This is a genomic window from Candidatus Viridilinea mediisalina (genome assembly GCF_002532535.1).
Taxonomy (GTDB): domain Bacteria; phylum Chloroflexota; class Chloroflexia; order Chloroflexales; family Chloroflexaceae; genus Viridilinea; species Viridilinea mediisalina.
This window is the reverse complement of the sequence record NZ_NQWI01000025.1, coordinates 33,520-58,396: the sequence shown is the minus strand read 5'-3', so window position 1 is coordinate 58,396 and position 24,877 is coordinate 33,520. Positions and strand designations below refer to the sequence as shown.

22 protein-coding genes and 1 pseudogene are annotated in these 24,877 nt (G+C 57.5%); 15 read left to right on the top strand and 8 right to left on the bottom strand.

Annotated elements, in window-relative coordinates:
• Nucleotides 1–127 precede the first annotated feature (127 nt).
• The 11 genes and pseudogenes from trpC (at nt 128) to nfi (ending at nt 9,695) form a co-directional block, all read left to right on the top strand.
• Nucleotides 128–931, top strand: coding sequence for an indole-3-glycerol phosphate synthase TrpC (trpC, locus tag CJ255_RS07850; RefSeq protein WP_097643532.1), 804 nt, complete (start codon nt 128–130; stop codon nt 929–931).
• 115 nt (nt 932–1,046) lie between these two features.
• Nucleotides 1,047–2,417 (top strand): NfeD family protein, encoded by a 1,371-nt coding sequence (locus CJ255_RS07845; protein ID WP_245863253.1) that lies wholly within the window; start codon nt 1,047–1,049, stop codon nt 2,415–2,417.
• Between the two features lie 12 nt (nt 2,418–2,429).
• Complete coding sequence (locus CJ255_RS07840) at nt 2,430–3,200, top strand: slipin family protein (RefSeq protein WP_097643531.1); 771 nt, start codon at nt 2,430–2,432, stop codon at nt 3,198–3,200.
• A 143-nt stretch (nt 3,201–3,343) separates the two neighbouring features.
• Nucleotides 3,344–4,126 (top strand): type I methionyl aminopeptidase, encoded by a 783-nt coding sequence (gene map, locus CJ255_RS07835; protein ID WP_097643530.1) that lies wholly within the window; start codon nt 3,344–3,346, stop codon nt 4,124–4,126.
• Nucleotides 4,127–4,314: 188 nt separating this feature from the next.
• Entirely contained in the window at nt 4,315–4,620 is a 306-nt protein-coding gene (locus tag CJ255_RS07830) for a YggT family protein (RefSeq protein WP_165774609.1), read from the top strand.
• Between the two features lie 155 nt (nt 4,621–4,775).
• A complete protein-coding gene (locus CJ255_RS07825; RefSeq protein ID WP_097643528.1) occupies nt 4,776–5,204 on the top strand; it encodes a hypothetical protein in 429 nt (142 codons plus the stop codon).
• An 11-nt stretch (nt 5,205–5,215) separates the two neighbouring features.
• Nucleotides 5,216–6,112: pseudogene (locus CJ255_RS07820) on the top strand (glycoside hydrolase 5 family protein); the annotation flags it as partial.
• Between the two features lie 358 nt (nt 6,113–6,470).
• Complete coding sequence (locus tag CJ255_RS07815) at nt 6,471–7,148, top strand: phosphatidylserine decarboxylase (protein ID WP_097643526.1); 678 nt, start codon at nt 6,471–6,473, stop codon at nt 7,146–7,148.
• Nucleotides 7,145–8,053, top strand: coding sequence for a RibD family protein (locus CJ255_RS07810; protein ID WP_097643525.1), 909 nt, complete (start codon nt 7,145–7,147; stop codon nt 8,051–8,053). Before CJ255_RS07815 ends, CJ255_RS07810 begins: the two co-directional genes overlap by 4 nt.
• Nucleotides 8,054–8,297: 244 nt before the next feature.
• Nucleotides 8,298–8,954, top strand: coding sequence for a 5-oxoprolinase subunit PxpB (pxpB, locus tag CJ255_RS07805; RefSeq protein ID WP_097643524.1), 657 nt, complete (start codon nt 8,298–8,300; stop codon nt 8,952–8,954).
• Between the two features lie 60 nt (nt 8,955–9,014).
• Nucleotides 9,015–9,695 (top strand): deoxyribonuclease V, encoded by a 681-nt coding sequence (nfi, locus tag CJ255_RS07800; RefSeq protein WP_097643523.1) that lies wholly within the window; start codon nt 9,015–9,017, stop codon nt 9,693–9,695.
• A 167-nt stretch (nt 9,696–9,862) separates the two neighbouring features.
• On the opposite strand, the gene CJ255_RS07795 is transcribed toward nfi, so the two are convergent.
• Entirely contained in the window at nt 9,863–11,464 is a 1,602-nt protein-coding gene (locus tag CJ255_RS07795; protein ID WP_165774608.1) for a PAS domain S-box protein, read from the bottom strand.
• Nucleotides 11,465–11,849: 385 nt separating this feature from the next.
• Between CJ255_RS07795 and CJ255_RS07790 the strand changes: the two genes are divergently transcribed.
• On the top strand, nt 11,850–12,704 hold the full coding sequence (locus tag CJ255_RS07790; RefSeq protein WP_097643521.1) for a pyruvate, water dikinase regulatory protein: 855 nt from the start codon (nt 11,850–11,852) through the stop codon (nt 12,702–12,704).
• Between the two features lie 162 nt (nt 12,705–12,866).
• Here CJ255_RS07790 and CJ255_RS07785 read toward each other — a convergent pair whose 3' ends face one another.
• The 6 genes from CJ255_RS07785 to CJ255_RS07765 form a co-directional block, all read right to left on the bottom strand.
• Complete coding sequence (locus CJ255_RS07785; protein WP_097643520.1) at nt 12,867–16,577, bottom strand: Eco57I restriction-modification methylase domain-containing protein; 3,711 nt, start codon at nt 16,575–16,577, stop codon at nt 12,867–12,869.
• 226 nt (nt 16,578–16,803) lie between these two features.
• Nucleotides 16,804–17,445: a phosphoribosylglycinamide formyltransferase gene (purN, locus tag CJ255_RS07780; protein ID WP_097643519.1), complete on the bottom strand. Its 642-nt coding sequence runs from the start codon at nt 17,443–17,445 to the stop codon at nt 16,804–16,806.
• A 173-nt stretch (nt 17,446–17,618) separates the two neighbouring features.
• Nucleotides 17,619–18,884, bottom strand: a complete 1,266-nt coding sequence (gene purD / locus CJ255_RS07775) for a phosphoribosylamine--glycine ligase (RefSeq protein WP_097643518.1) — start codon at nt 18,882–18,884, stop codon at nt 17,619–17,621.
• A gap of 69 nt (nt 18,885–18,953) precedes the next feature.
• The gene (locus tag CJ255_RS24645; protein WP_281257195.1) at nt 18,954–19,082 is read right to left on the bottom strand and encodes a hypothetical protein; all 129 of its coding nucleotides are present in this window, start codon (nt 19,080–19,082) and stop codon (nt 18,954–18,956) included.
• Between the two features lie 12 nt (nt 19,083–19,094).
• Nucleotides 19,095–19,577, bottom strand: a complete 483-nt coding sequence (locus CJ255_RS07770) for a hypothetical protein (protein ID WP_097643517.1) — start codon at nt 19,575–19,577, stop codon at nt 19,095–19,097.
• Between the two features lie 264 nt (nt 19,578–19,841).
• Entirely contained in the window at nt 19,842–21,698 is a 1,857-nt protein-coding gene (locus tag CJ255_RS07765; RefSeq protein ID WP_097643516.1) for an SLC13 family permease, read from the bottom strand.
• Between the two features lie 321 nt (nt 21,699–22,019).
• Between CJ255_RS07765 and CJ255_RS07760 the strand changes: the two genes are divergently transcribed.
• The 3 genes from CJ255_RS07760 (at nt 22,020) to CJ255_RS07750 (ending at nt 23,917) form a co-directional block, all read left to right on the top strand.
• Nucleotides 22,020–23,111 carry a hypothetical protein gene (locus CJ255_RS07760; RefSeq protein ID WP_097643515.1) on the top strand — a complete coding sequence of 364 codons (1,092 nt, stop codon included), beginning with the start codon at nt 22,020–22,022 and terminating at the stop codon, nt 23,109–23,111.
• Nucleotides 23,108–23,389 carry a DUF507 family protein gene (locus tag CJ255_RS07755; protein ID WP_097643514.1) on the top strand — a complete coding sequence of 94 codons (282 nt, stop codon included), beginning with the start codon at nt 23,108–23,110 and terminating at the stop codon, nt 23,387–23,389. Before CJ255_RS07760 ends, CJ255_RS07755 begins: the two co-directional genes overlap by 4 nt.
• 63 nt (nt 23,390–23,452) lie before the next feature.
• Nucleotides 23,453–23,917: a FixH family protein gene (locus CJ255_RS07750; protein ID WP_097643513.1), complete on the top strand. Its 465-nt coding sequence runs from the start codon at nt 23,453–23,455 to the stop codon at nt 23,915–23,917.
• Between the two features lie 169 nt (nt 23,918–24,086).
• Here CJ255_RS07750 and CJ255_RS24080 read toward each other — a convergent pair whose 3' ends face one another.
• Nucleotides 24,087–24,845 carry a hypothetical protein gene (locus CJ255_RS24080; protein ID WP_217352424.1) on the bottom strand — a complete coding sequence of 253 codons (759 nt, stop codon included), beginning with the start codon at nt 24,843–24,845 and terminating at the stop codon, nt 24,087–24,089.
• Between the last annotated feature and the right edge of the window lie 32 nt (nt 24,846–24,877).

Sequence of the window (24,877 nt, the reverse complement as noted above, 5' to 3'; positions counted from 1 at the left end):
CCGAAAACCCCTCCCACGATCCTAGAGGTTCGTGAGAAGGGAGGGGTTCGGGGAGGGCGAAGCCCTCCCCGAAAACCCCTCCCACGATCCTAGAGGTTCCAGAAACAGTATCTGAAAGACTATATAAGTGAGTGAACCAACGATCCTTGCCAAGATTCTTACCCATAAAGCTGAAGAGGTTGCACGTCAGCGCAGCAAGGTGGCACTTGCCGCCCTTGAGGAGCGCTGCAAGCGTGCTGCTGCCGTGCGTGATTTTGCGCTGGCGTTGCGCTGTAGCGCACCCGCAACCGCGCTGATTGCCGAGGTCAAAAAGGCTTCGCCGAGCCGTGGAGTGCTGCGCGAGCCATTTGATCATCTGGAACTGGCGCGTAGCTACCGCGACGCCGGGGCTGCGGCGCTCTCCGTGCTGACCGATGGGCGCTTTTTTCAGGGGAGCCTCAAGTATCTTGAGGGTATCCGCCAACTGGCCAAGATTCCGCCGCTGTTGCGGAAAGATTTTATCCTTGACCCCTACCAGATCTATGAGGCCCGTGCGTATGGGGCCGATGCGCTCCTATTGATTGTGGCGGCTCTGGAGGATAGCCAACTGCACGAATTGCTCGCGTTGACCCATGAGCTCGGCATGGCTGCACTGGTTGAGGTGCATACCAGCGCGGAGATGGAGCGGGCACTGGCGCTGGGGGCAAAGCTGATTGGGGTCAACAACCGTGATCTCCACAGCTTCACCACGAGCCTCGCTACCACAGGCCAATTGGCCCAACTGCTCCCAAGCGGCCCAGAGCGCCCCCTCTTGGTTAGTGAGAGCGGCATCTTCACGCCGGAGCATGTGGCCCAAGTGCGCGCCTATGGCGCGGATGCGATCCTAGTTGGCGAAGCACTCGTCACTGCACCTGATGTTGCCGCGCAGACTGCGGCATTGGTGGCGGCATAGGACGGCATGCGGGGGCACAGGGGCAATACACGAGGTGAGTGCAGTTGCCCTGCGTGTGTATACGCGGTATTATACCTATAGGAAAGGAAACAGAAACGAGGAAATAGGCTGACTGATGCGGCACCATATCCTAGTTTCTATCTTCTACCATATGTTCTATTCCCGTCTGCTAGTACCGTTGCTCATGCTATTCATGTTGGCTTGGCTTGCGCTGACACCAGCCGCAGCCCAAGGGCGTGGCTCGGTCTACCTGCTTGATGTAGAGGGGGTGCTGACCCGCTATAGTGTCGGTGTGGTAGAGCGTGCGCTGCACAATGCGGAAACAAGCGGGGCCGAAGCATTGATTGTGCGCCTCACGGTTGAAGGGTCGGTCTTGCAAGATGCCCGCCGCCTCGCCGATATGTTCGTTGCTGCCGAAGTGCCCGTGGTGGTCTATGTGGCCCCAGCGGGGACGCGCAGCGGCGCAGGGGGGGCGTGGCTGCTCAATGCAGCCCATATTGCCGCGATGGCCCCCAATACGAGCTTTGGGGTTACAACGCCCTTGGTGCAGTTTGGCAGCGATCTGAGCGATGATACGCTGGAGTTGCTGCGCGGTGAGGTAGCAACGCTCATGAAGGAGCGGGCCCAGGCGCGTGGGCGCAGTGAAGCGTGGATTGCCGACGCAATCCGTGAAGGGGCAGTACTCAATAATGAGCAGGCCAGTGCGCTCAATCCACCCGCCGTTGAGTTGGTGGCCCGTGACCTTGATGAACTGCTGACCCTGCTGGAAGGCCGGCTCGTTACCCTTGAGGATGGCAATGAGTATACCCTGCGTACCTTGGGCCGTGATGTGGAACGGATTCCTCTGACGCTTTGGGAACTGATTCTGCTTACGCTTGCCAACCCCACCATCGCGTTTATGCTCTTGGTAATGGCCGGAATCGCCGTCTATGCCGAATTGCTCAGCCCCACCTTAGGTGCCCTTGCCGGACTAGGTGTAGTGCTGTTCATTCTTGCCCTGATTGGCCTGATCGCCCTGCCTGTACGCTGGTTGGCCGTGCTGGGCATCATTCTAGCCTTTGGCCTTGTGGCCGCCGATCTCTTCCTGCCCTCGAATGGTCTCGTCACCTTGATTGGTCTGGTTGTGCTAGTGGTGAGCGCCATGACAATGTTTGATGGCACCCAAGCTCCTGGGGTGGCGGTGGCCCTCTGGGCGGTAATGGTCGTGACGGCAATGATCGCAGCCTTTGCGCTAGTTGGGATCTATCTAGCCTTTCGTAGCCGGAACAGTCCAATTGCTACAGGTCAGGAAGGCTTGGTTGGACGCATGGCCGAGGTGCGTAAGCGCCTTGAACCGGAAGGCATGGTCTTTGTTGAAGGTGCGCTCTGGCGCGCCGTGAGCGAAGATGGTGACGTGGAAGTGGGAGAATTTGTGCGTATTACGGGTGTATACGAACTGCGTCTCACAGTGCGCCGCCTCGCGGCCCCTGCCGAAGCGCAAGCCTGAAAGGATTTTTGTATGAACGGTGCCTTCATCGTCGCATGTCTGATGCTCTTTCTCTTTCTGGGCCTGATGGTTATTCTCTCGGCCATCAAGATTGTCCCTGAGTATGAGCGGGGGGTCATCTTCCGCCTAGGCCGTCTGGTGGGCGCACGCGGGCCAGGCATCTTCCTCGTGATTCCCGTTTTTGAACGCATGGTGCGGGTAGATACCCGCGTGATCACGATGGATGTGCCGGCACAGGAGGTTATTACCCTCGATAACGTCACCATCAAGGTCAATGCGGTACTCTACTTCCAAGTGATGAATCCCAACTGGGCGGTCACCAAAGTGGTTGATTATATTCGTGCCACGATGCAGATTGCTCAGACAACGCTGCGCTCAGTGGTTGGCCAGGGTGAACTCGACGATCTCTTGGCGCAACGGGAGAAGATCAACCAGAAGTTGCAACAGATCATTGATGAACAGACCGAGCCGTGGGGCATCAAGGTGACGATTGTTGAAGTCAAGGATGTGGAGCTACCGCAGAATATGCAGCGAGCGATGGCCAAGCAAGCCGAAGCCGAGCGCGAGAAGCGGGCCAAACTGATCCACGCCGAAGGCGAACTGCAAGCCAGCCGCGCCCTGGCTGATGCCGCTGCCGTCATCGCCAGTGAACCCGCCACGCTCCAACTGCGCTATCTCCAGACCCTCACCGAAATCTCGGTGGAGAAGAATAGTACGATCATCTTCCCCTTGCCGATTGATACCTTGAAGACCTTCTTTGACACACGCAATGATCGGCAGTGAACGGTATGAAGGTTGACATAGCCCTATGATGCCAATTACCGTTCACTTGCCGGATCATCAAGCACGCGAAAGCACATTGAGATACCATGTTCGGCAATCTGCAATCAACAATCTACAATCTGAAATGGTATTAGGTTTGTCTTATGCCCATCACCCTCAAAAGTCCCCGCCAGATTGAACTTCTCCGCGCCTCGGGTCAGCTTGTACGTGAAACTTTTGAACTGCTGCGCGACCATGTGCGCCCCGGAGTTACCACGGCTGAACTTGATGCGATTGCTGAAGAATTCATTCGTTCCCGTGGGGCCGAGCCGGTCTATAAGGGCTATGTGCCGCCAAGCCGCCGGGGTTGGTCGAAAATTCCGCCCTTCCCTGGCAGCATCTGCGTTTCGATCAATGACGTGATCTGTCACGGCATCCCTAGTAAAAAAGATCGGCTGCGCCAAGGCGACATCATTGGGATTGATATTGGCCTGCGGCTCAATGGCTGGATTGGTGATGCCTGTGAAACCTTCGCGGTGGGTGAGGTGGACGACCAGACACAGCATCTGCTTACGACAGCCCGCAATTGCCTTGAGCTTGGCATTGCCCAAGCCCATGCAGGTAAGACGCTTGGTGATATTGGGGCGGCTATTCAGCACCACGCCGAAACGAACGGTTTTAGTGTGGTGCGTGAATATACCGGCCACGGTTTGGGTCGCAACCTGCACGAAGAGCCAACCATCCTGCATTATGGCGAGCCCGGCACCGGGCGCAAACTGATTGCTGGCATGGTCTTTACGATTGAACCCATGATTAACGCGGGCAAAGCTGATACACGCCTTGAGCGCGATGGCTGGACGGTACGTACCGCCGATGGGAAACGCTCCGCTCAGTTTGAGCATACGCTGGCGATTAGTCAAGATGGGCCGATCCTGTTGACCGGATGATCGTGTTGTACCATTGCAGATTGTAGATTGTAGATTGCAGATTGTAGATTGTAGATTGCCAAACATGGCGTCCCAATGGGCTTTAGGGATGGTTTCAGGGTACTTTACAGTTTGGAGGCATGCAGTGCATCCTGATGTCGCAAACCTATTTTCTATCTTCTCGTTTCTGTACCCTTACTCTTAGCGTTATGTCCTCTAAACCATCACTCTCCCTCATCATCCTCTGGCTCGCAGGCGCATGCGAAGTACTGCTGCTCGCCCGCTTTGTGGCGCGGATGTTGGCTGCCCGCCCCGATAATCCGAGCATTATGCTGCTCTATGGCCTCACCAACCCCCTGGTTGCGCCGCTGCATGCGCTCGATTATGACCAGCCGCCTTATGGTGGGGTGGTTGAGTTTTCGACTCTCGCCCTCGCGCTGATTCTGCCCCTGCTCGTGGGAATGTTTTGGCTATGGCACCAATACTGCAACCAACCGAGGCATGAGGACGTCTAATTGAGCGTGATGCCTCCTTGCGGGGATGCGAGAGGCGAGGATGCGAGGGCTTCGCCTCCTTGCGTCCTCGCCTCTCGCGTTCTCGCCTCTCGCGTTCTCGCGTTCTCGCGTCCTCGCCTCCTCGCCTCCTCGCCTCAGCACAAAAGGAACACACCATGCTAGAGCAACTAAACGCAATCCTCTTTTGGCTGCTCATCGTGATGGGCTTGGCGCTCACGGTGGCGGTGCTGGGTTTGGCGTTGCTCTGGCGCAGCATCAGCAATCTGCGTGTGCCCACCGATGCGGGCTTCTTCGCAACGATGCACTATGTGCCCTTGATCTTGGTGATCTTGCTTGATCTCCTTGATTTTGGCCTCGATTTCTTTGCCGCTCCGATCAGTTGGATTCTGCTTGATCGTTTGGGGCTACGGAGTTTACGCAATAAAGCCGTCATCCAAGCGCTCATCCCCTTCACCCAGCCGATTCCGGTTTTAACCCTTGGGTGGATTGCAGCGCGCGTCTTTAAGCTTGATGATAGTTATGTAACGCAGATTGTTGATGCCAATGCTGAGGCTCAACGCCGCCGTTTGCCCCCGCCGCGCTGATAAGGAGTATTATGCGTCGCCCACTCATTTTGGTTCTCTTGGTTCTCTTGCTGCTCACGAGCCTACCGCGTGCTAGTGCGTCCCAAGTTGCACCGCCGTTGCACCCTGTCACCCCCGCTTCCGGTCAACTCTGGCTGCTGGGGCAGCCCTTTGAGGTGCGCGGGATGAACTATATTCACTTTACGGGTTCACCGGCGGGTTGCCCGGAGTTGCACTTTGGGGCCGATGCCCACTGCCCTTGGGATCAGCGGGCGATTGATGATGACATGGCCCGCTTTCAGGCTTTGGGTGTCAATAGCATCCGTATTTTCCTCAACTACTATGTCTTCGGCGGCGCACGGGCGTATGATCCCAACTATAGTATGGCACGCCCCTTGGCCAACCTTGATGCACTCATTGCCAGTGCCAATCGTCACGGTATCTATGTCATGCCTGTGCTGCTGGCCAAGTTCCCCCAGCAATACATGACCGCCGAGGGCTACGAGTATGCCGCACAGCTCCATATCCGCCCAGTCTTGCACCACCTCGCGGGGCGTCCAGGCATCATTGCTTGGGACCTCTTTAACGAGCCGGACATCGGTAGCCCAATTGATCAGCGTTGCTGGGATTGGGATAACGGCGATTTTATCCTCTGTCGCGTGTTGGCCGAGCAGCGTTTTGCGTTCCTGAGCCGCCTCAGTACTGAGGCGCGGGCGCTCGATCCGGGCCGCCCCCTCACCATTGGCATGGCCTTTGCCAAGAGCCATTTCCGTCCCTTAGGGGCAGCGGGCGATATTGCTGCGCTGGTGGACATCTATTCGTTCCACTATTATGACGATGACCCCTTCGATTCAGGGCGTTACGCCGAACATTGGTACTATGGTGCAGGCTTCCCGTATGATCTGCAACGGGCCATTGGCGAACTCACGGCATTGCCTGTCCGCAAGCCGGTGTTGGTGACTGAATTGGGCTTTCCGAGTGGGCCAGGGGCCCTGCGTGACGAGGCCGCCCTGCGGCGCGATCTGGCCCAAGGCATTGCCACCGCCCGCATGACTGAAGCGGCTGGCGTGATGCTCTGGCCCTTCCAAGATCCGCATGCGCTGCTTGCGAAACGGGTTTTTCTGGATTAGTGAGGGTTGCACGGATTGGTTGAGCGTGATAGAATCAATGTTACACACGAGAAGCGCAACATGAGCGCGATTTTTGCCCTATTTCCTATTTCCTATTTCCTATTTCCTATTTCCTATTTCCTATTTCCTATTTTCTACTTCCTAATCCTTCGAACTTATGCCAGAGCAGACCCTTCCTAAAGAGCGGACGACGCCAATCCCTGGGATTGATCCTGAAGCCATGCCTTTGCTTGGCTTGGGCATCGGTTTGACCGGGTTGGCTCTGGGGTTACGCCCGCGTTTTGCGCCCCTTCCCTTGGCGCTCACGGCCCTTGCGGCGGCGTTCTACCGCGATCCCAAGCGCCAAACCCCCCATGATCCAGGGACGCTCTTTGCGCTTGCTGATGGGGTAGTGCTGCGCGTCGAGGAGGTCTACGAGCATCGCTTTATCCATTCGGATTGTCTGCGCCTCAGTATCAATATGACGCCCCTGAGTGTGCCGGTGTGCCGTAGTCCTGCCGCTGGTGTGGTGCGCCTCGTGGAGCATATTACGGGCGAGTTTCGACCCGCTGGCGATCCCGATGCTGGTGATCGCAATGAGCGTATCTATATTGGGCTGCATACCGATTGGGGGCCGCTGCTGGTAACGATGGTGGCTGGCCCGCTCGCACGCCGCTTGATCTGCCGCGTTAGCGCCGGTGATCGGCTCGATTCGGGTGCCCGCCTTGGCACCGTGCGCTTTGGGGCGCGCGCCGATCTCTATGTGCAACGCGACTCGGCCCATTTTGCGGTTGGCCCCGGTGTGCGCTTGGTGGCTGGCATTACGCCTCTCGGCGAAGTTGCGCCCCTGCCATGATTGGCCCTGCGACGCGCTATACCGTCCTCTTCGATGATGCTGCCACCACGGGTGGGCTAGGCTTGCCACCTGAGTTGCGTGCTATCTACGGGGGCGATTGGTACATGCCAACGCCCCCCGCCGAGCGCCCCTATACCTTCACCAACTTTGTGGTTGCTCACGATGGGCGTATCTCGTTTGCCGAACCGGGGCAGTCTGGCGGCGGGGCGATTAGCCGCCACGCCCCCCACGATACATGGCTGATGAGCCTCTTGCGCGCCCGCGCCGATGCGATCATGACGGGCGCTGGGACGCTGCGGGTGGCGTTGCGTCACCGTTGGACGCCGTGGGAGCCCTTTCCTGCCGCCCAAGCACCATTGGCGGCGCTCCGTGCTGCTGAGGGGCGCACTGCGCTGCCGCTGCTGGTGGTGCTGACTGCAACTGGCCAACTGCCGGCCAACGCTGCGGCACTCCACGTTCCCCACCAACCCCTGCTGATTGCCACAACCCAAACAGGCGCCGCGCAGGCCCGCAGCAGCCTTGCCAACCTGCCCCACGCCCACTACCACATCTCGCCCGGTAGCAGCGTGAACCTTGCCGCACTCCTCTCCACCCTGCGCCACGAGTATGGCATACGCAGCCTACTCAGTGAAGGAGGGGCCCATGTCTACGGCGCACTCATTGCCGCCAACATGATTGACGAGGTCTTCACCACTCTCAGTCCGGTGATTGTAGGCAACCCGGCCCCGCCCGCCCCGCCCCGCCCCGGCTTGGTTGAAGGGGTCGCCTTTGCGCCCACCAACCCGCCCCAATTGCGCCTGGTGAGCCTGCGGCGGCATGGCGACTACCTGTTTCAACGGGCGCGTGTGAGGAGGGGAGAACAAAGAACAGAGAACAGAGAACAGAGAACAGGGGGCAGAGAATAGGCTTTCAGGTAGAGAGTTTTTTGAACAGGTGATCCAAAACGCCTACAAGGAGAGGTACCGAGGATTGCACCACAGAGGCACCGAGGGCACAGAGTCTGAAACAAAGGAAGTACCAACAATGGTGCTTGCCCTGCCATGCATCTCTCTGTGTTCTCTGTGTCTCTGTGGTGAATATCTCTGTATCTCTGTAAAACCTCTATAATTGGAAGCATGGAGCAGAGAACAAAGCTTGAAGACTGGAGCAATGCAAGACCCACTTACCTGGCATTGGCAACCCTTTGGCGCGTCAGCGCTGCTGCTTGAGGTTCATCCGGTGGGCCAGTTGGCCAATCGGGCTGTGTTGGCGCTGGCGGAACATGTGCGTGCCACAGCGCCAGTAGGACTCATTGCTGCCGTGCCCGCGATCAATTCGCTGTTGCTCACCTTTGAGCCTTTAGTCCTCACCAGCGCAGCGTTGCAGGCTTGGCTTGAGCCCCTGCTTGCCAGCGTACCTCCCGCGCCCGCAGAACCGCTGCACATCCACGAGTTGCCGGTAAACTATGGTGGGGCGGCTGGCCCTGATCTCGTTGCGGTTGCAGAAGCGCTGGCACTAACGCCCCATGAGGTTATTGACCTGCACACCAGCGTTACCTACCGGGTGATGATGCTCGGTTTTGCCCCGGGCTTTCCCTACTTGGGGCCATTGCCTGCGGCACTGCACCTGCCCCGCCGCGCCACACCGCGAAACGCCGTTCCAGCCGGTTCTGTTGCTATTGCTGCTGGTATGACCGGCATCTACCCGACTTGTCTACCGGGCGGCTGGCACCTGATCGGGCGTACCCCTGTGACCCTCTTCGATCCGCATGGCGATCCGCCAGCCCTGCTTGCGCCGGGTGACGGGGTGCGTTTTGTTGCTTGCTAACATCTTCCGTTTGGGTGGCTTCGCCACCCAAACGGAAGAAAAAATAAGAAAGCAAAGCTTATGGACTGGCCAACCAGGGTTGATGCCGCCCTTGCGCTCCAGCAAGCATTACGTACTCAAGTACATCTGTGCGATGAGCCAGAGTTGCCACGCACAGTGGCCGGGGTTGATGGCGGCTTTGTGGATAACGGGGCGACGGTGCGGGCAGCGGCGGTGCTGCTGCGTCTGCCCGATTTGCAGCCCGTGGCCCAAGCCGTCGCGTATGTTCCCGTGCGCTTCCCCTACGTGCCTAGCCTGCTCTCGTTCCGCGAGGCACCGGCAATCATTGCGGCCTTGGAGCAACTCGGACAGCGCCCCGATCTGGTGATCTGCGACGGTCAAGGGCTGGCCCACCCGCGTCGCTTTGGCCTTGCCTGCCATCTCGGGGTCTATTGCGATCTACCGACGATTGGGTGCGCCAAAACGCGGCTCATTGGCCAACATGAGCCGCTTGGCAACGAACGGGGCGCATGCACGGCGCTCATGCACGAAGGTGAACAGCTTGGCTGGGTATTACGTACCCGCTCAGGCGTCAAGCCCGTCTATGTCTCGCCGGGGCACCGCGTCAGCCTCGCACGAGCGGCTAACCTCGTGATGGCTTGCACTACGCGCTACCGCCTGCCGGAGCCAACGCGCCTTGCCCATCAAGTGGCGTCGGGTAAAACCGTATCAGTGCCAAGTGACAAGCAGAATTCGCAATAGCGCGAGGCCGCAAAAGAGCGCAAAGGAATGCTAAAAAGGGATAAGTGCCATAAGAGGCTGTCTGAAAAGTCTATGGTTTGGCGTTGGAGTGCCGGCTTCAGCCGGCTAAAGCCGGCACTCCAGCGTGTGCCCCCCAGATTTTCAGACAGATCCTAAGCCACATCCGTTCAACCATGATCAAGCCGATGGCGCTCAAGGGCGTAGGCAATGGCGTTCTCTAGGCTGCCTTTGGCCACAATCTCGCGCAGTTCGACACCGATGTGAACGAGCGTCTGGGCAATTTCGGGGCTGATGCCGCTCAACACCACATCGGCCCCCAGCAAGCGGGCGGCCTGCGCGGCCCGGATGAGTGCCCCGGCGACTTGGGTGTCTACCACCTTGACCCCGGTGATGTCGAGGATGGCTAAGGCCGCATCATGCTCGGCAATGCCCTCTAGCAGAGTCTCCATGACCTGTTGGGCGCGCGAGGTGTCAATGCTGCCGATGATGGGCATCACCACCACCCCCTCGGCTATGGGCATCAACGGAGTAGAGAGTTCACGCAGGGCCGCTTGTTGGGCCATGATGATCTGCTCTTGCAACTCCTGGCGCTCCTCGGCGGCACGCAGTTGCTCGCTGAGGTCGCGGTTGATGGTTGCATAACCAACGATCTGCTCATGTTCGTCGCGGATCACCAGCCCAGAGCATTGCGCCGGGAAGGTGCTACCGTCAACCCGTCGGTAGTTGATCTGCTCCACGAAGGTATCTTTGTTCAGCATATGGGTTGCCCAAATGTTGGTCATGCGTTCACGCTCTTCAGGGGTAAGCAACTCTAGAGCTGAGTGACCAACTAGCGACTCACGAGCACCGAACATCTCATGGTACGCACGGTTGGCATAGGTAATCTGGCCCTGGCCATCGGCAATGACAATGCCATCGGGGGCATTTTCAACCAGCAATTGGAAGAGGCGCAACTGCCCGGCCTGCTGCTTCAGTTCGGTCAGGTCTTGCACAAAACCCGTGACGCCAATGGGCTGACCCTGATCATCGGAGATTACACTAGCAACCAGCAACGTTGGGATCAGCCTGCCATCCTTATGGCGGTAGCGCATCTCTCCAGTCCATGTTCCCTTGGTGACACACTCTTGAAACGTAGCATTGATAAATGCTGGATCTTCGCCAAAAACCTCTGTGATTGGTAAGCCAAGCAATTCCTCTTCACGATAGCCAAGCAACTGACAGTAGGCTAGATTCACATAGTTGAGTTCAGGTGGATCCATCGGCGCGTTGCCGATGGCAATCGGGCTATGCTTGACAATGCTGCGGAAGAGTACATTATCCTGCTCAAGACGTTTACGCTCGGTCACGTTCACTGCAACCGTGCCCGTTGCATAAACCTGGCCTTGACTATCACGAATAGGAAAGCGTACCGTACTAAAGAAGTCGAGCTTTCCATCGATCATTACGGTATCTTCATAGAATTCCGGATCACCACTACTTGCCACCTCGCGGTCACGCGCTTGGATCGCGTTCGCAATCTCAGGGGGCATAAGATCATGATCATTCATGCCCACAGCTTGCTCAGGCGTCAAGTTGCTCGCCATACTTGCGGTACGATTGAGCATCATAAAGCGCCCCTCAAGATCTTTAACCACCAGCACCGCTGGCATATGTTCAACAACGCCCTGAAACAGGGTTTGGTCGCGCTGGAGTTGGCTAATTTGCTGTTGTGCTGTCGCTAATTCAGCTTCGAGCTCGGCGATACGCTGTTGGAGTGCAGGAGTATTCAAAAGTATCTCCTTAAGGCTTAGGGAAGGTTTCAGAAAAGCCGAAGGTTGCTTTAGCATCTTGCGAGGATGCGTGAGGCGAAGCGGCGAGGACTTCGCATCCTCGCGTCCTCGCGTCCTCGCAAACGGTAAAGTGTCTACGAACCATCTTGTGCTTCACAAGAAGTATACCAGATGCAGCCGTGGGATGTCTTGTGCTACACTATGCCCTTATGAGAGGTGGGGCTACGCCCCATTCACATGACGTTTAGGGCTGCCGCCCTGAAACTCGCGTTGGGGCTACGCACCAAACCCCGTTTGTTGTTCCGTGTTGGCGGCTTCGCCGCCAACACGGAACAAAAAGCGTTGTTAGCACGAAAAAGCTCTTCAGGATTACAGGAGTCCCACGATGGCAGAGCAGACAACATCCGCCGAGCAGGCTGAATTAAACCCCATTTTCATTGTGTCTGGTGGTGCAGGTGCACTTGGCAAGCACGTCGCACGCATTGCGCTCTCACAGTTTCCCGACCTAACGCCACCAGTGATCGTTATTCCCCAGGTGAGTACACAAGATCAGTTGCCCGCAATTATCGCCCAAGTTCTAGAGCGTCAAGGGATTATTATTCATACCATGGTAGATCCGCTCATGCGTGAAGCTTTGGTACGGGCCTGTGCTGAAAAACAGATTGTTGCGATTGATACTATAGGTGACCCATTGGCTTGCTTGGCGCAACTCTACCAGCGCGTCCCCGTGGGCCAACCGGGGCTCTACCAACGCTCCCACGAGGTCTACTTGGATCGCATTAAGGCGATTGAGTATACGGTAGATCACGATGATGGCCGCAACCCCCACGAACTCCACGAGGCCGAGGTGGTCTTGACCGGCGTGTCGCGGGTGGGCAAGACACCTTTGAGTATCTATTTGGGCGTGTTGGGTTGGAAGGTGGCCAATGTGCCCCTGGTGAAGGAGCTTGCGCCGCCACGGCAACTCTTTGAGATTGATCGGCGGCGTGTGATTGGGCTCACGATTGACAGCGATGTCTTGGGCCACCACCGGCGCTGGCGCAACCACGCCTTTGCTGGTACGGCAGGCCACGCCTACACCGACCCCGAATACCTCTATGAAGAGATCCAGCACGCCCGGCGCGTCTTTCGCCAGGGCAACTTCGCGGTGATCAATGTCACCAATAAGCCGATTGAAGAGACAGCCGATCAGGTGATTGCTTTGATCAACCGTTGGTTTGAGCATCGTTTGGTGAAGTGATCGCAATACGTTATACCATATTACGATTGTAGATTGCAGATTGCAGATTGCCGAACATGGCGTTCCAATGGGCTTTAGCGTTCTTGATAATGCGGCATGTTCAAGGGTAAATGGTATTAGCCCTTGGCGGGGTTGGGGCAGGCAAAGCAGCCCCTCATCCCCCTACCTGCTGCGCGCCTCGATCAAGGCCACTTCACTGCTACTGAGATCAAAGAGTTGGTAGACTTGTTCATTCAAGGCTTGTTCTGCCGCGACAATCGCGGCTGTCTGGGTGGTATGGGTGCTGTGCTGATCGTGAAACCACGCTTCCCACTCGTCGCGCTCCTTGAGCGGAATGTCACGCTTGAAGCATTTGCGCAGTTCTGTCCGCAACGCGGCGAAGTCGAGGTGCCACCATGCCTTGAGCCGTTGGTTGAGCTTAACCCCAGGCCCACCAAGATCTGCGCTGATGCGCCATAGGGTGCGTTGCTGAAGCCGGTAGCGCATCTGGGCCGTTTGGGCAAGCTGCCGCGCCAGGGTAGCAAGCGCCTCGCGTTGGGCTACGGGAGCGTCGGGGATGGGGAAACGCCCCAATGCTTCGGGCTGAAGCTCATAGTAGCCGTTGGCCTTAGGCGAAGAGGTAGTGCGCCCGTACCATTCGGATACACGGCTGTTTAATAGCCCAAGCAGATACCAGCCCGCCTCGACGCTTACGAGTGGCAAGACGTATGACGTATTCGCAGCGTAACAAGTCGCTTCGTTGAGCGAAAAGCAAGGGTGTAAGGTGATTTTTGTAGAATGGATGCGTGGTCGTTCAAATACACTGCAATAATCCACCGAATCTTGTATTTCAAACCATTTATAATTACCCGCCTTGCGTCCTTCCCAAGGAATGCTTGAATCCCAATCTTTTGGTTGAGGCATCAACTGCTCATAGAACTGGCTAAGGTATTGTGAGATAGCAGGGTAATCTATGATGTCTATGCCACGACGCGCAAAAATAAGGTATAAGCCACTGTCTTCTCGATACCAAGCATGCAGATGTGCGCCTCGCACAAAAGGTTTAATGATATTACTACTGTTTTGATCAGCATATACTAAGGATTTGTATACCTCCTCATTGATTACAAAAGCTCTATTGAATCCCGTCGTCACACCACGATATATAGCCCCATCCAAGTGCGTGAGTAACGGCTGAGAGCCCGACCAGCCTTCTAGCACATTACGCAAGCGACCATTGACAAAGACCCACGCACTGGCACCAGTTGGCAGCGCACAGTCTTGTTCTAGTTTGGTTGCAATGGACGTAGACGAATCTGCTTGCCGTACCCGTACCGTTGCGCTGGCAGGGGGAAGTGCTTTGCACAACGTGATGATGATGGGGTAGGTTGTTGCATCGCGAAAGATCTGATGTTCACCAAAATGCACAAGCTCTTGCAGCGTCGTTGTGCTGGTGAGCCAAGCGCGCAGCGAGGCCGCACTGGCCAATTTTTGAAATGTGCCAGACGTGATGTAGCTTAACTGCTTTGCGTTCGCAAGCAGTTGCACACCTTGATTGAGAAAATAGGTGGACAAATCGGCGGTACCGCTGTAGGTTGCGGCATAGGCTACCGCGAGGTAGGGCTTGAGTGGCCCAAACTGCTCGTGGCGCACATAGGGTGGGTTGCCGAAGATCAGGTCAAAGCCCGCCTGTTCGCCCAATGGCCGCCCGTGGTGATCAAAAAAGATCTCGGGAAATTCCAGATCCCAATGGAAGAAGCGGTGTTCTGCGGCTAACGCTTCGGCTTGTGCCAACAGCGTATCGAGGGTCGCATCGCGCTTGACCGTTCCGCTGTTGCGTTGCTGTGCATAAAGGTACAAGCTTTCATACACCCCCGGGCCTAACTCTTGTTCAAAGCCAGCAGCGGTGCGGAGGGTAGCGTGCAGGGCGTACTGCTCAACCAGATCATGGCGAATCTGCTCATAGAGCCGTTCTTGATCCTTCACATCGTCAAACGTGCGGCTGGCTGAAGTTACAATCAGCCCCATTGTGCCTACGGCGCTACGCATCGCCCCGGCAAAGCCCGCATCGGTGAGCATTGAGGACTGCTCAGGTGCTGCTGCCTGCTTCGTCTGCTGCACCAACAACTCTGGATCGGTTACGCGCCGCCCCACCAGCGCATTACCACAACGGAGATGGTGATCCAGGAAGGAGAGGGGCCGCCCTTTGGCGGCGGTAGCTAACCAGAGCGAAAGCTTGGCCAAATCCACCGCCAAAGGATTGATGTCCACCCCATAGATGCAACGTTGGGCCACCTGACGCTTCCAGTAGAGCAGATCAGCCTCATCACCAGCCTCGGCAGGCGGTGTCACCCCCAATTTGACGAGATAGCCCGCAATATACTCGACGGCGGCAACGAGGAAGTGGCCCGAACCCATCGCCGGGTCAAGGCAATTGAGCGCCAACACCGCCTCCAACTGCGCCTCAGCGCCCGGCTTACCCGCCACTGCCGCCTCAAGGATCGGCTGGAGCGTCTGCTCAAGGATGTACTGCACGACAAAATCGGGGGTGTAGTAGCTGCCGGTGCGCTGACGTTCACCCTTCGCGTTGAAGAGATCGATGGTGAAGCCATCACCCGTGGGTTCAATCGCCCGCAGATGGTACTCAAGCAAACCCTCGTAGATCGTCCCCAGGTGGCGTTCCGCCAGATCGCGGTAGTCAATATACTCTTTGCCAATCCGGGCCAGCTTATCGAGTGCTAGTTGCAACTGAGCATCACCCACCACATGCGTAGCGACAAAACGATTGTGTTGCACGTCAAACAGGCCACCATCGAAGAGCGCAACGGTAAGCTTTGGTTCACCCGCATTGACATAGGCAAATAGATCGTGCAACCAAGCCCATGTACGGCTTGAGGTAGGCAAAAGGTGGCCATCATTATCAAGGTGCAAGGCGGTGAGGCGCACCAGTTTGTAGAGGCTATAATGCTCGCGGTAGAGCCGATTCTGATGCAACGGCAACAACCCCCGCGCCTCAGCATAGAGGATAAAGAGCAGTCGGTAGAGGATGATCAGGCTATGATGGTAGACAGTATGCAGTGTCTTCGGTTCAGGCTCAAGCTGGTTGTCGGGATAGTCCAAGAAGCCTTGCGCAACATGGCGTAGTGCATCGAAGACCTGCAAGCGCAGATTTTCACTCACCCCGCGCGCATAGTCGCTACTCTCTTGCAACATCGTCGCTAGAGCCAACGGCCCCAACGGTTCAAAGGCAGCCCTGCGGAAGAAGGCATAGAAATACATAAAATCTTCTTGCTTCCCCGCATCAACCAAAGCTTTAAGATCTACCTCATAATACTGATCTTGGCGTTCAACCGTATCCTTATGGTAGAGCCGCCAGCGGCGGCCATTGGTCAAGATTCCCCACGGAACGCCACTATGGCGCATATAGAAGGCAATCTGCTCAGTGGGCACCTTACTAATCGCATCGAGCGTGCCCTTGATGCTACGATCCAGCGGGCGATCCCAACCCTTCGCATCACCCACGGCAAAGACGGCCCCCAACTGCTCACGCGCTAGGATCAGCCCCTTATTAGACTCTAGGGCTGCTGCATCGTGGTAGAAGAGATAGTCGGGCTGCTTGGTGCCATAGGGCGTCTTAAGACTCGCCTGGAGCTCAAAGGTATGACCCAAAGCCGCCAAGATAGGGCGCACCAAAGCATGCTCCGTCTGCGCCTCATTCGGCGAGGGGCTATACGCTCCAAAAATCTGCCGTACCGCTGCAAAGACCGGCGCAACCTCAGCCCCCGCATCAATCCATGCTGCCCGGCGGGGCAGGGTGACATTCAGGTAACGATTGGTAAAGAGGCGCTGATTGGCATGGGGCTGGCCCGCATCAAGCCTGAGTTGATTTGCCATGACACATCATCTAACAGAGGGTATTACACCAAGCCAATGTGAACATTCCGCACCATCAATGTCTCCAAAGCACATTGGTGCGCCATGTTCGGCAATCTACAATCTACAATGGCATTACACCAAGCCAATATGAACATGCCGCACCATCAATGTCTCCAAAGCACATTGGTGCGCCATGTTCGGCAATCTACAATCTACAATCTGAAATCTACAATCTGCAATGGCATCATAGCAAGCTCAACCGCGCCACCACCTCAACAATCATGCGGCGCTCTTCGAGCTTAATCCGTTCATGGAGCGTCTCAATGCTGTCATGGGGCAGGATGGGAACTTCAGTGCGGGCCAAGATCGGCCCGTCGTCTACGCGGGGAGTGACGCGGTGGATGGTGCAGCCGGTGAGAGGCAGACCGTGGGCCAGTGCATCAGGAACGACGTGGGCACCGCGCAGAGCTGGAATTTGTATGCCGCTGCTGGTGGTGTAGTGGCTACCGCCATCATCGGGCAGCAGGGCCGGATGTTGGTTGATCACCCGCTCGGGGAATTGATCGAGAAAGCGCGGCGAGAGGATGCGCATAAAGCCAGCCAGGACAATCAGGTCGGGGCTGAAGGCAGCGATCATCGTTGCAAGGCGCTGCTCCCATGCGGCGCGGATGGCGGGGCGTTCGGTGGAGTTGCGCGTGCGCGGCAGGGGCAGGTAGGCGCTGGCAATCTGATGAACCAGCGCCCGTTGCAACCCGTAGGCTTCGGCTTGATCACTAACCACAAAGCAGATACGCGCCTTGCCTAGCTTGCCTGCCGCCTCGGCATCAATGAGAGCTTGCAGGTTCGAGCCTGAACCGCTCAGGAGTACTGCGACAGAGTATGCCATTTATACCATTTCAGATTGTAGATTGTAGATTGTAGATTGTAGATTGCCGAACATAGCGTTCCAATGGGTTTTAGCGTTATTGATCATGCGGAATGTTCAACCGTAGGAGATGGTTTCAGGCCACTTTACAGTTTGGAGACATTCAGTGCATCCTGATGCCGCAAACCTATTTTCTATTTTCTCGTTTCTGTATCCTTCCCTTGTCCGATGTCTTCGCGGTAGTGCTTGCCCTCAAAGGTGATCCGTTCGGCAGCAGCATAGGCGTTGGCCCGAGCGCGGGCGAGGGTGTTACCCAGACCAGTGACCCCAAGGACCCGTCCGCCGTTGGTGCAGAGCCCTCGGGCTGAGATTTGGGTACCCGCGTGGAAAACCAGCAGTTCCTCTTCGTCGAGCGCCTCAACCCCTTGGATGGGATCGCCTTTGCGCGGCTTGCCGGGGTAGCCTTCGGCACAGAGCACTACGCAGACGGCGTAACCACGACGACGGCGTAGCTTCTCAGGATGCAGCCCGCCTATGGCACACTCATAGAGCACTTCAAGCAGGTCACCTTCGAGCAATGGCAGCACCGCTTGAGCTTCGGGATCGCCAAAGCGAGCGTTGAACTCTAGGACGGATGGCCCCTTTTCGGTAAGAATAAAGCCACCGTAGAGGACACCACGGAATGGCACCTTACGCTGCGCGAGTTCATCCACCACAGGTTGCATGCAGGTAGCAACAATCTGGTCGAGCAACGCAGGACTCACATCATCCACGGGGGCAAAGACGCCCATGCCGCCCGTATTGGGGCCAGTGTCGCCCTCCCCGAGGCGCTTGTGGTCGCGGGCGGGGGGTAGCACCAACAGGCGTTGCCCGTCGCAGAGGGCCATAATCGAAACCTCGCGCCCGTGCAAGCGCTCTTCAAGCAGCAGCCGCGAGCCTGCCGGCGTCGCAGCAAGGCGCTCAATCGCGGCGAGGGTCGCAGGCAGATCATCGGCAACCACAACCCCCTTGCCAAGGGCAAGGCCATCAGCCTTGACCACCCAAGCTTGGCCGCTGGCACGGGCAAAAGCCAATGCATCTTCAGCCCGCTCAAAGACGTGGGTCTGAGCAGTTGGCACCCCAGCCGCAGCCATCACCTCTTTAGCAAAAGCCTTACTACTCTCAATCCGTGCAGCGGCAGCAGTAGGCCCAAAAGCAGGAATCCCAGCAGCCAGAAAGTGGTCTACAATCCCATCGGCCAGCGGGTTATCGGGGCCAACCACAAGTAGGTCAACATTCTCGCGCTGCGCGAGGTCAACGAGGGCATCACTATCATTAAGAGGAAAGGGCACATTCTGCCCATAGCTACCCGTGCCGGTATTGCCGGGCACACAGAGCAGACGGCGGAGACGTGGCGACTGAGCGATCTTCCAAGCGAGGGCGTGTTCACGGCCCCCCGAACCGATAAGCAGGACATTCATAGGCAGTTACTTAACTCATCATGACATTTCGTGCTGCCAGTATAGCATATTGGTTGCAGCTTGATCCGCTTAGGGGCGTAGTCCCAACCCCTCATACCATTTACGATTGTTGATTGTAGATTGCAGATTGTAGATTGCCGAACATGGCACCTCAATGGGCGTTAGCGTTCTTGATAATGCGGCATGTTCAAGGGTCATTGGTATCACAGGCTAGATCGCACTCGCCACCAAAAACAGAATCCCAAATAGCCCACCAAACACGATCAAGCCGACAATGCCAAAGGCCAGAATACGCGGACTAATGATCGGCTCAAACTGGGGGGGTGGGGGCAACTTCTGTTCACCGAGGGCGCGCTGTTTAAGCTTTGCCTCACTGAGTGTGCTTGATGGCAGGGGCGTGCTCGATGTGGGCAGTGAAGGCGCTTGGAAGTCTGGGGGCAACTCGGTGGGCAGGCGTGTTTCGTTGGAGTCACGCCCTTGGTTGACCGCTTGAATCACTGAACTGGCAATGCTGATCAGCACACCGCCCCCAATGATGGCGGCGATCAGCATAGATGGCGTGATGCTCACTCCGGTTTGTTGGCTTAACCAATGGGCGAGTGGTGGGAGAAAACTGGAACCAAAGATCAACAAGAAGAAGACGAGCCAACCTACCCAACTAAAGGCATTACCACTACGGCGATTATCTTCCATGGGAGTACCCTATACCTTCATCATAGTTTCTTGCTTCATTATAGCTTAGGCAGGCTTCGCCTTGTCAGCCTCCAGCGGGGTTTCGGCAGCGGATTTGCTTCCCCCGAAGAACTTTTTGTTAGCGCGAAAAAGTCCTGGGCCACGCCGCTTGGCTTCGACAGGCTCAGCCAGCGGCGCGGTGGCTTCGACAGGCTCAGCCACCGCAGCGATAGCAACTTTCTTTCGTTCGTGTTGGCGGCTTTGCCGCCAACACGAACGAAAAAATTAGAAGGGGTACAACCACGGTACCACCAGCAGACAGATCGCCAAGACCACCAACTGTAGCGGCACTCCCACCCGTGCATAGTCGGCAAAACGGTAGCCCCCAGCTTTGAGAACAATCGTGTTGACGGGTGAGGCAATTGGTGTGGCGAAGGCTGCCGAAGCGGCAATCGCGGCGGTAACCAAAAGCGGTTCGGGGGCAATCCCAAGCTGACTGGCACTAGCCAAGGCAATTGGCATCATCAAGACGGCAGTGGCCGTGTTGGAGATAAACTGGCTAAAGATAGCCGTCAGCAGAAAGATGCCAACAAGCAACGCCAACGGCCCATAGTTACCCAGGCCATCTACCAAGCCACCAGCAATCAGGGCCGTCCCGCCGGTCTTATCCAAGGCGGTAGCCATCGGCAGCATCGCCCCAATCAGGATCAAGCTCTCCCAACTCATACGCTGGTAGAGATCACTCAAGCGCACACAGCCAGTCATCACCAAGGCAATGGCAGCCAGCAGCGCCGCAACCATGGCACTCAGCCAGCCTGCGGCCATAATCACCAGCATGCCCAGCGTAATCGCAATCGCAATTGGCGCACGGGAACTCAAACGCTCGCCGGGCTGCTGCTGCTCAAGTGCAGCAGGCACAGCAGCAATCACAAAATCATCGTAGTAGCGTTGAGCGCGTACAAGTGGGGCCAGCGCTTGGGCTGCACCAATCACCAGCAGGGTATCACCAAAGCGTAGCGGCTCGAGCATCGGGTTATCGCTCAGTTTCTGGCCCAAACGCTGAATACCCAAGACCGAAACGCCAAACTCGCGCCGAATCGCAATCTCACGCACCGAACGACCAATGTAGCGCGAACGCGGCGTCAAGGCCACCTCGAGGATGATCAACTCGGTATCGAGTCTACTCTTACTGCCGAGATCAATCGGCTCAAGCGCCAACTCATTGACGAGCCGATCAAGTTGGCCATTGGTCAACTGGACATCAAGCAGGTCACCAGCGGCAATACGGGTATCGGCGCGGGCCGGACGGGCCGGGGCCGGCTCTTGGCGTTCTGGCGACCACGGGTGCGAAGCAAAGACCAGCGCCCCAAAGCGGCGGGGCAGTCCACATTCAACCAACGACGAGCCTACGAGCGGCGATTCGGGGCGGACACGCAGCCGCGCCAGGGTGCCACGCACGCCATAGCTAATCAACAGATCACGGGCCGACAGATCCGTTTGCTCGGCTGATGCCGCCACATGTGGCGCCACCCGCTCCGGAATCAGCCGTGTCCCCCCCGCAAACAAGAGCAAGGTCAAGCTCAGCAGGGCCAACAGACCAATTGGCGTAATCCCAAAGAAGGCCAACGGTTCCCGCCCAGCCCCCACCAGCGCCTCGCTCGCAATAATGTTCGGAGGAGTCCCAATCAGAGTGAGCATGCCACCGATTAAGGCCCCATAGGCCAATGGGATGAGCAAGCGCGAGGGGCTAATACCCGAACGATGGGCCAATGTAACCACCACGGGCAGCATAATCGCCACCGCGCCCGTCGAGCTAATAAAGGCGGACATCGGCGCAACTAGCAGCAGCATCGCCACCAGAATCCGCCGTTCACTCTTCCCCGCCACGCGGCCCAGCCAGCGCCCCAACGACGCCGCCACGCCCGTCTGCATCAAACCCTCACCAACCACAAAGAGCGCCGCAATCAGCAGCAAGGTCGTATCACCAAAACCCGCCGCCGCCTCAGCCGGGGTCAGCAAGCCCGTCAAAGCCAGGGCCAACAGGGCCAACAAGGCCACCAGATCGAGCCGCAAACGATCACTAATAAAGAGCGCAATCGTCACCCCAAGAATCACAAAGACAGTCAGAATCTCAACAGTCACGCACAATCCTCATATTGGCTAATACGAACAAGCGCATTAGCAGTATTCCTTTGTCCAGTAACGCACCCACTCCCTATGATAATACACCTGTCTAGGGGGAAGTCGCTGCCATACGCATGACGGTTAGCCTCCGGCGGGAGTTTGATGAACGGCTACGCATCCCCCAAGAAAACACCTTTTGTTCCATTCTGGCGGCTTCGCCGCCAGAATGGAACAAAAGACGAGCTTTGGGGCGCAAGCCCCAACAACATCGAGAGGATGAAGCATTATACGCAAACAGAGTGTTATAATGGGCACAGAGATTGCTAAGGTAACGTGAGTATGCTTGATTCCCTATCTGAGAACAACACCTTCCAACGCAATAGTCTTGGTAACCCTCAGATTATCTTCTTCTGCGATCTGCCTAGCAGCGAGCTTGAGCCGCTACTCGCTCGGCCAGGCGTGCTGACTGAGTTGGCGACCCAAGGCTACGGCGTTGCCCTCGCCCTACGTCACCTTGATGCAAGCACCGCCGAACTTGTGCGCACGCTCAATGCGCAACGCATCCCCACCATCGCGTGGCTGCTGCTGCCCCCCTCCGAGGGGGTCTGGCTGAATGTGCAGAACTACCCCCAGGTGATCGAGCGCTACCAAGCATTTCGCATGTGGGTACAAGCCAACACCCTGCACTTCGATGGGGTTGGGCTCGATATTGAACCCCCTAGCGCCGAGTTGGATCGTCTGCAACGCTGGGGTCTACCCGATCTCGTGCGCCGCATCTGGCTCGCCCACGAAAACGTCCTCTTCCTGCCCGCCCGCGCCGCCTATATTGAATTGATTGCCCACATCCACCACGATGGCTATGAGGTACATACCTACCAACTACCCATCCTTGCCGACGACCGGCGCGCCGGCACAACCTTGGTGCAGCGCGTCCTCGATATTGTTGATCTGCCTGCCGATTTGGAGGTGCTGATCTGCTACAGCAGCGCCCCGCTCGATAAGCTCAACCATGATCTCGGCGGTGCCCTGATTACTAGCTATGGCCCCTCCGCCGATAGCATTGGGGTGGGCATCGTAAGCCCTAGCCCACGCGAAAGCAGCGAAGAACTCCCACCACTCGCGTGGGAGGCCCTCGAACGCGACCTAATCTTGGCCGCTCGCCATACCGATATGATCTACATCTATTCACTTGAAGGGTGTGTCGAACGTGGCCTCTTACCTCGGCTCGCCACGATCAACTGGGACGCCCCTGAACAGGCGGTTACCTGGAAAGTGGCCCTCGTCAGCAGCCTACGGAGCGCGATACTAAGCGGGCTGCTCTTCGCCCGCTTCAGCCCCAACCTCTTCGCTTGGCTTGGCTGGGGTCTCTTTGCCCTTATGCTGGCTCAACGTATCCGCGATCTGCTGCAAACCCCTGAGGAGCGACCATGAAACTCTCGGCCCCCAAGATCGAAGCACTTGCCGATCAACTGCTCGATGCCCTCGCCGATATTGACGGCGTCCTCTTCCAAGACGACGACACGGCTCTGCGTAGCGCCATCACCCACGTCATCACCGATGAACTGATGGTCGAAGAACGCCTCGATGCCGAGGTCCATAAGATGCTGCAAGCCTACAAGTACGAGATTACCATGGGGCGTTTAAGCTACGATGATCTCTATCGCAAGCTGCGGAACAAATTGATCGCAGAGCGACGGCTTGTGTTGTAAAGTTATACCAATTACCCTTGAACATGCCGCATTATCAAGAACGCGAAAGCCCATTGGGACACCATGTTCGGCAATCTACAATCTACAATCGTAAATGGTATTATGCGTATCTTCAGTTTCAGCCTGCTCCTGCTCCTCTTCTGCCTGAGCGCATGCAGCACCGCCACCCGCCCCAGTGCGAGCTACATTGAAGTGCAACAAGTCAACGGCATAACCATTAGCCTTGCCACCGAGGCGAACCCCAAACTCCATTTGCCCTATCGCTTCACCGTAAGCTTGAGCGATGCTCAAGGACAACCGCTTGAATCCCCCCACATCTACCTCGATCTCGACATGCCCGCCATGCCTATGGGCCTCAACCGGCCCATCGCCGAACCAGAAGCCCCTGGACGCTACAGCGCCACCACCGTCTATACCATGGCCGGCGACTGGGAAATTACCGTCGTCGCCCAGATTGAGGGCCAGGAGTACCGGGCAGTCTTTTTGATCTATGTGGAGGAGGAAGAGGAAGAGGAGGTAGCGCGGTGACGCGGTGACGCGGTGGCGCGGTGACGCGGTGACGCGGTGACGCGGTGACGCGGTGACGCGGTGGCGCGGTGACGCGGTGACGCGGTGACGCGGTGGCTGAGCCTGTCGAAGCCCCGCGCTGGCTTCGACAGGCTCAGCCAGCGTAGGGCTCACCAAGCACAACACAAGCCTACCTCAAGCGCCAGCGCAAGAACATTCCACCTCCCAAGCTCACGAGCAACGCAAGGCCGATCAGGAACCCGCTGAGGCTGCTACTCCCACTGCTGCCAGTCGGCGGCAAACCTGTGGGCGGCAGACCAGCCGGCGGAAGCTGTGGTTCAGTGGGGAGAGTTGGCTCAGGTTCCGGCGTTGGGGTCTCAGTGGGCAGTGCGGTCTCAGTAGGAGTAGGCTCGCCGGTTGCGGTTGGGCTCACTGAGAGCCCCTCATCATCTTGCGACAGCGGCGGAGGTGGCTCATCCGGCGGCGGCGGAGGTGGCTCATCCGGCGGCGGCGGAGGTGGCTCATCCGGCGGCGGCGGAGGTGGCTCATCCGGCGGCGGGGGTGGGGGTGGGGGTGGGGGCGGGGGTGGGATGGTTGGCTCCTGCGGCGGCGGTAGCTCAATGGTTGGTTCTGGTGACGGCGGGGGCGGCGGATCATCCGGCGGCGGCGGGGTCGCCGTCGCGGGCGGCGGTGGAGTTGCCGTCGCGGGCGGCGGTGGGGTCGCCGTCGCGGGCAGCGGGGGCGTCGCCGTCGCGGGTGGCGGTGGAGTTGCCGTCGCGGGTGGCGGCGGGGTCGCCGTCGCGGGTGGCGGCGGAGTTGGTTCCGCCTCTTCGGTCAGCGCCAACAACTCCAAGCTTGAGCCGTTGTGGGCAACGACGCTCGCTGCGTTCCAACTCGCTGCCAGGGCCAACAACAGGGCTAGGGCCAGCACAGATACGAAGTGTTTCATTGTTACTCCATTGCTCTACAACTCCGTTGTGG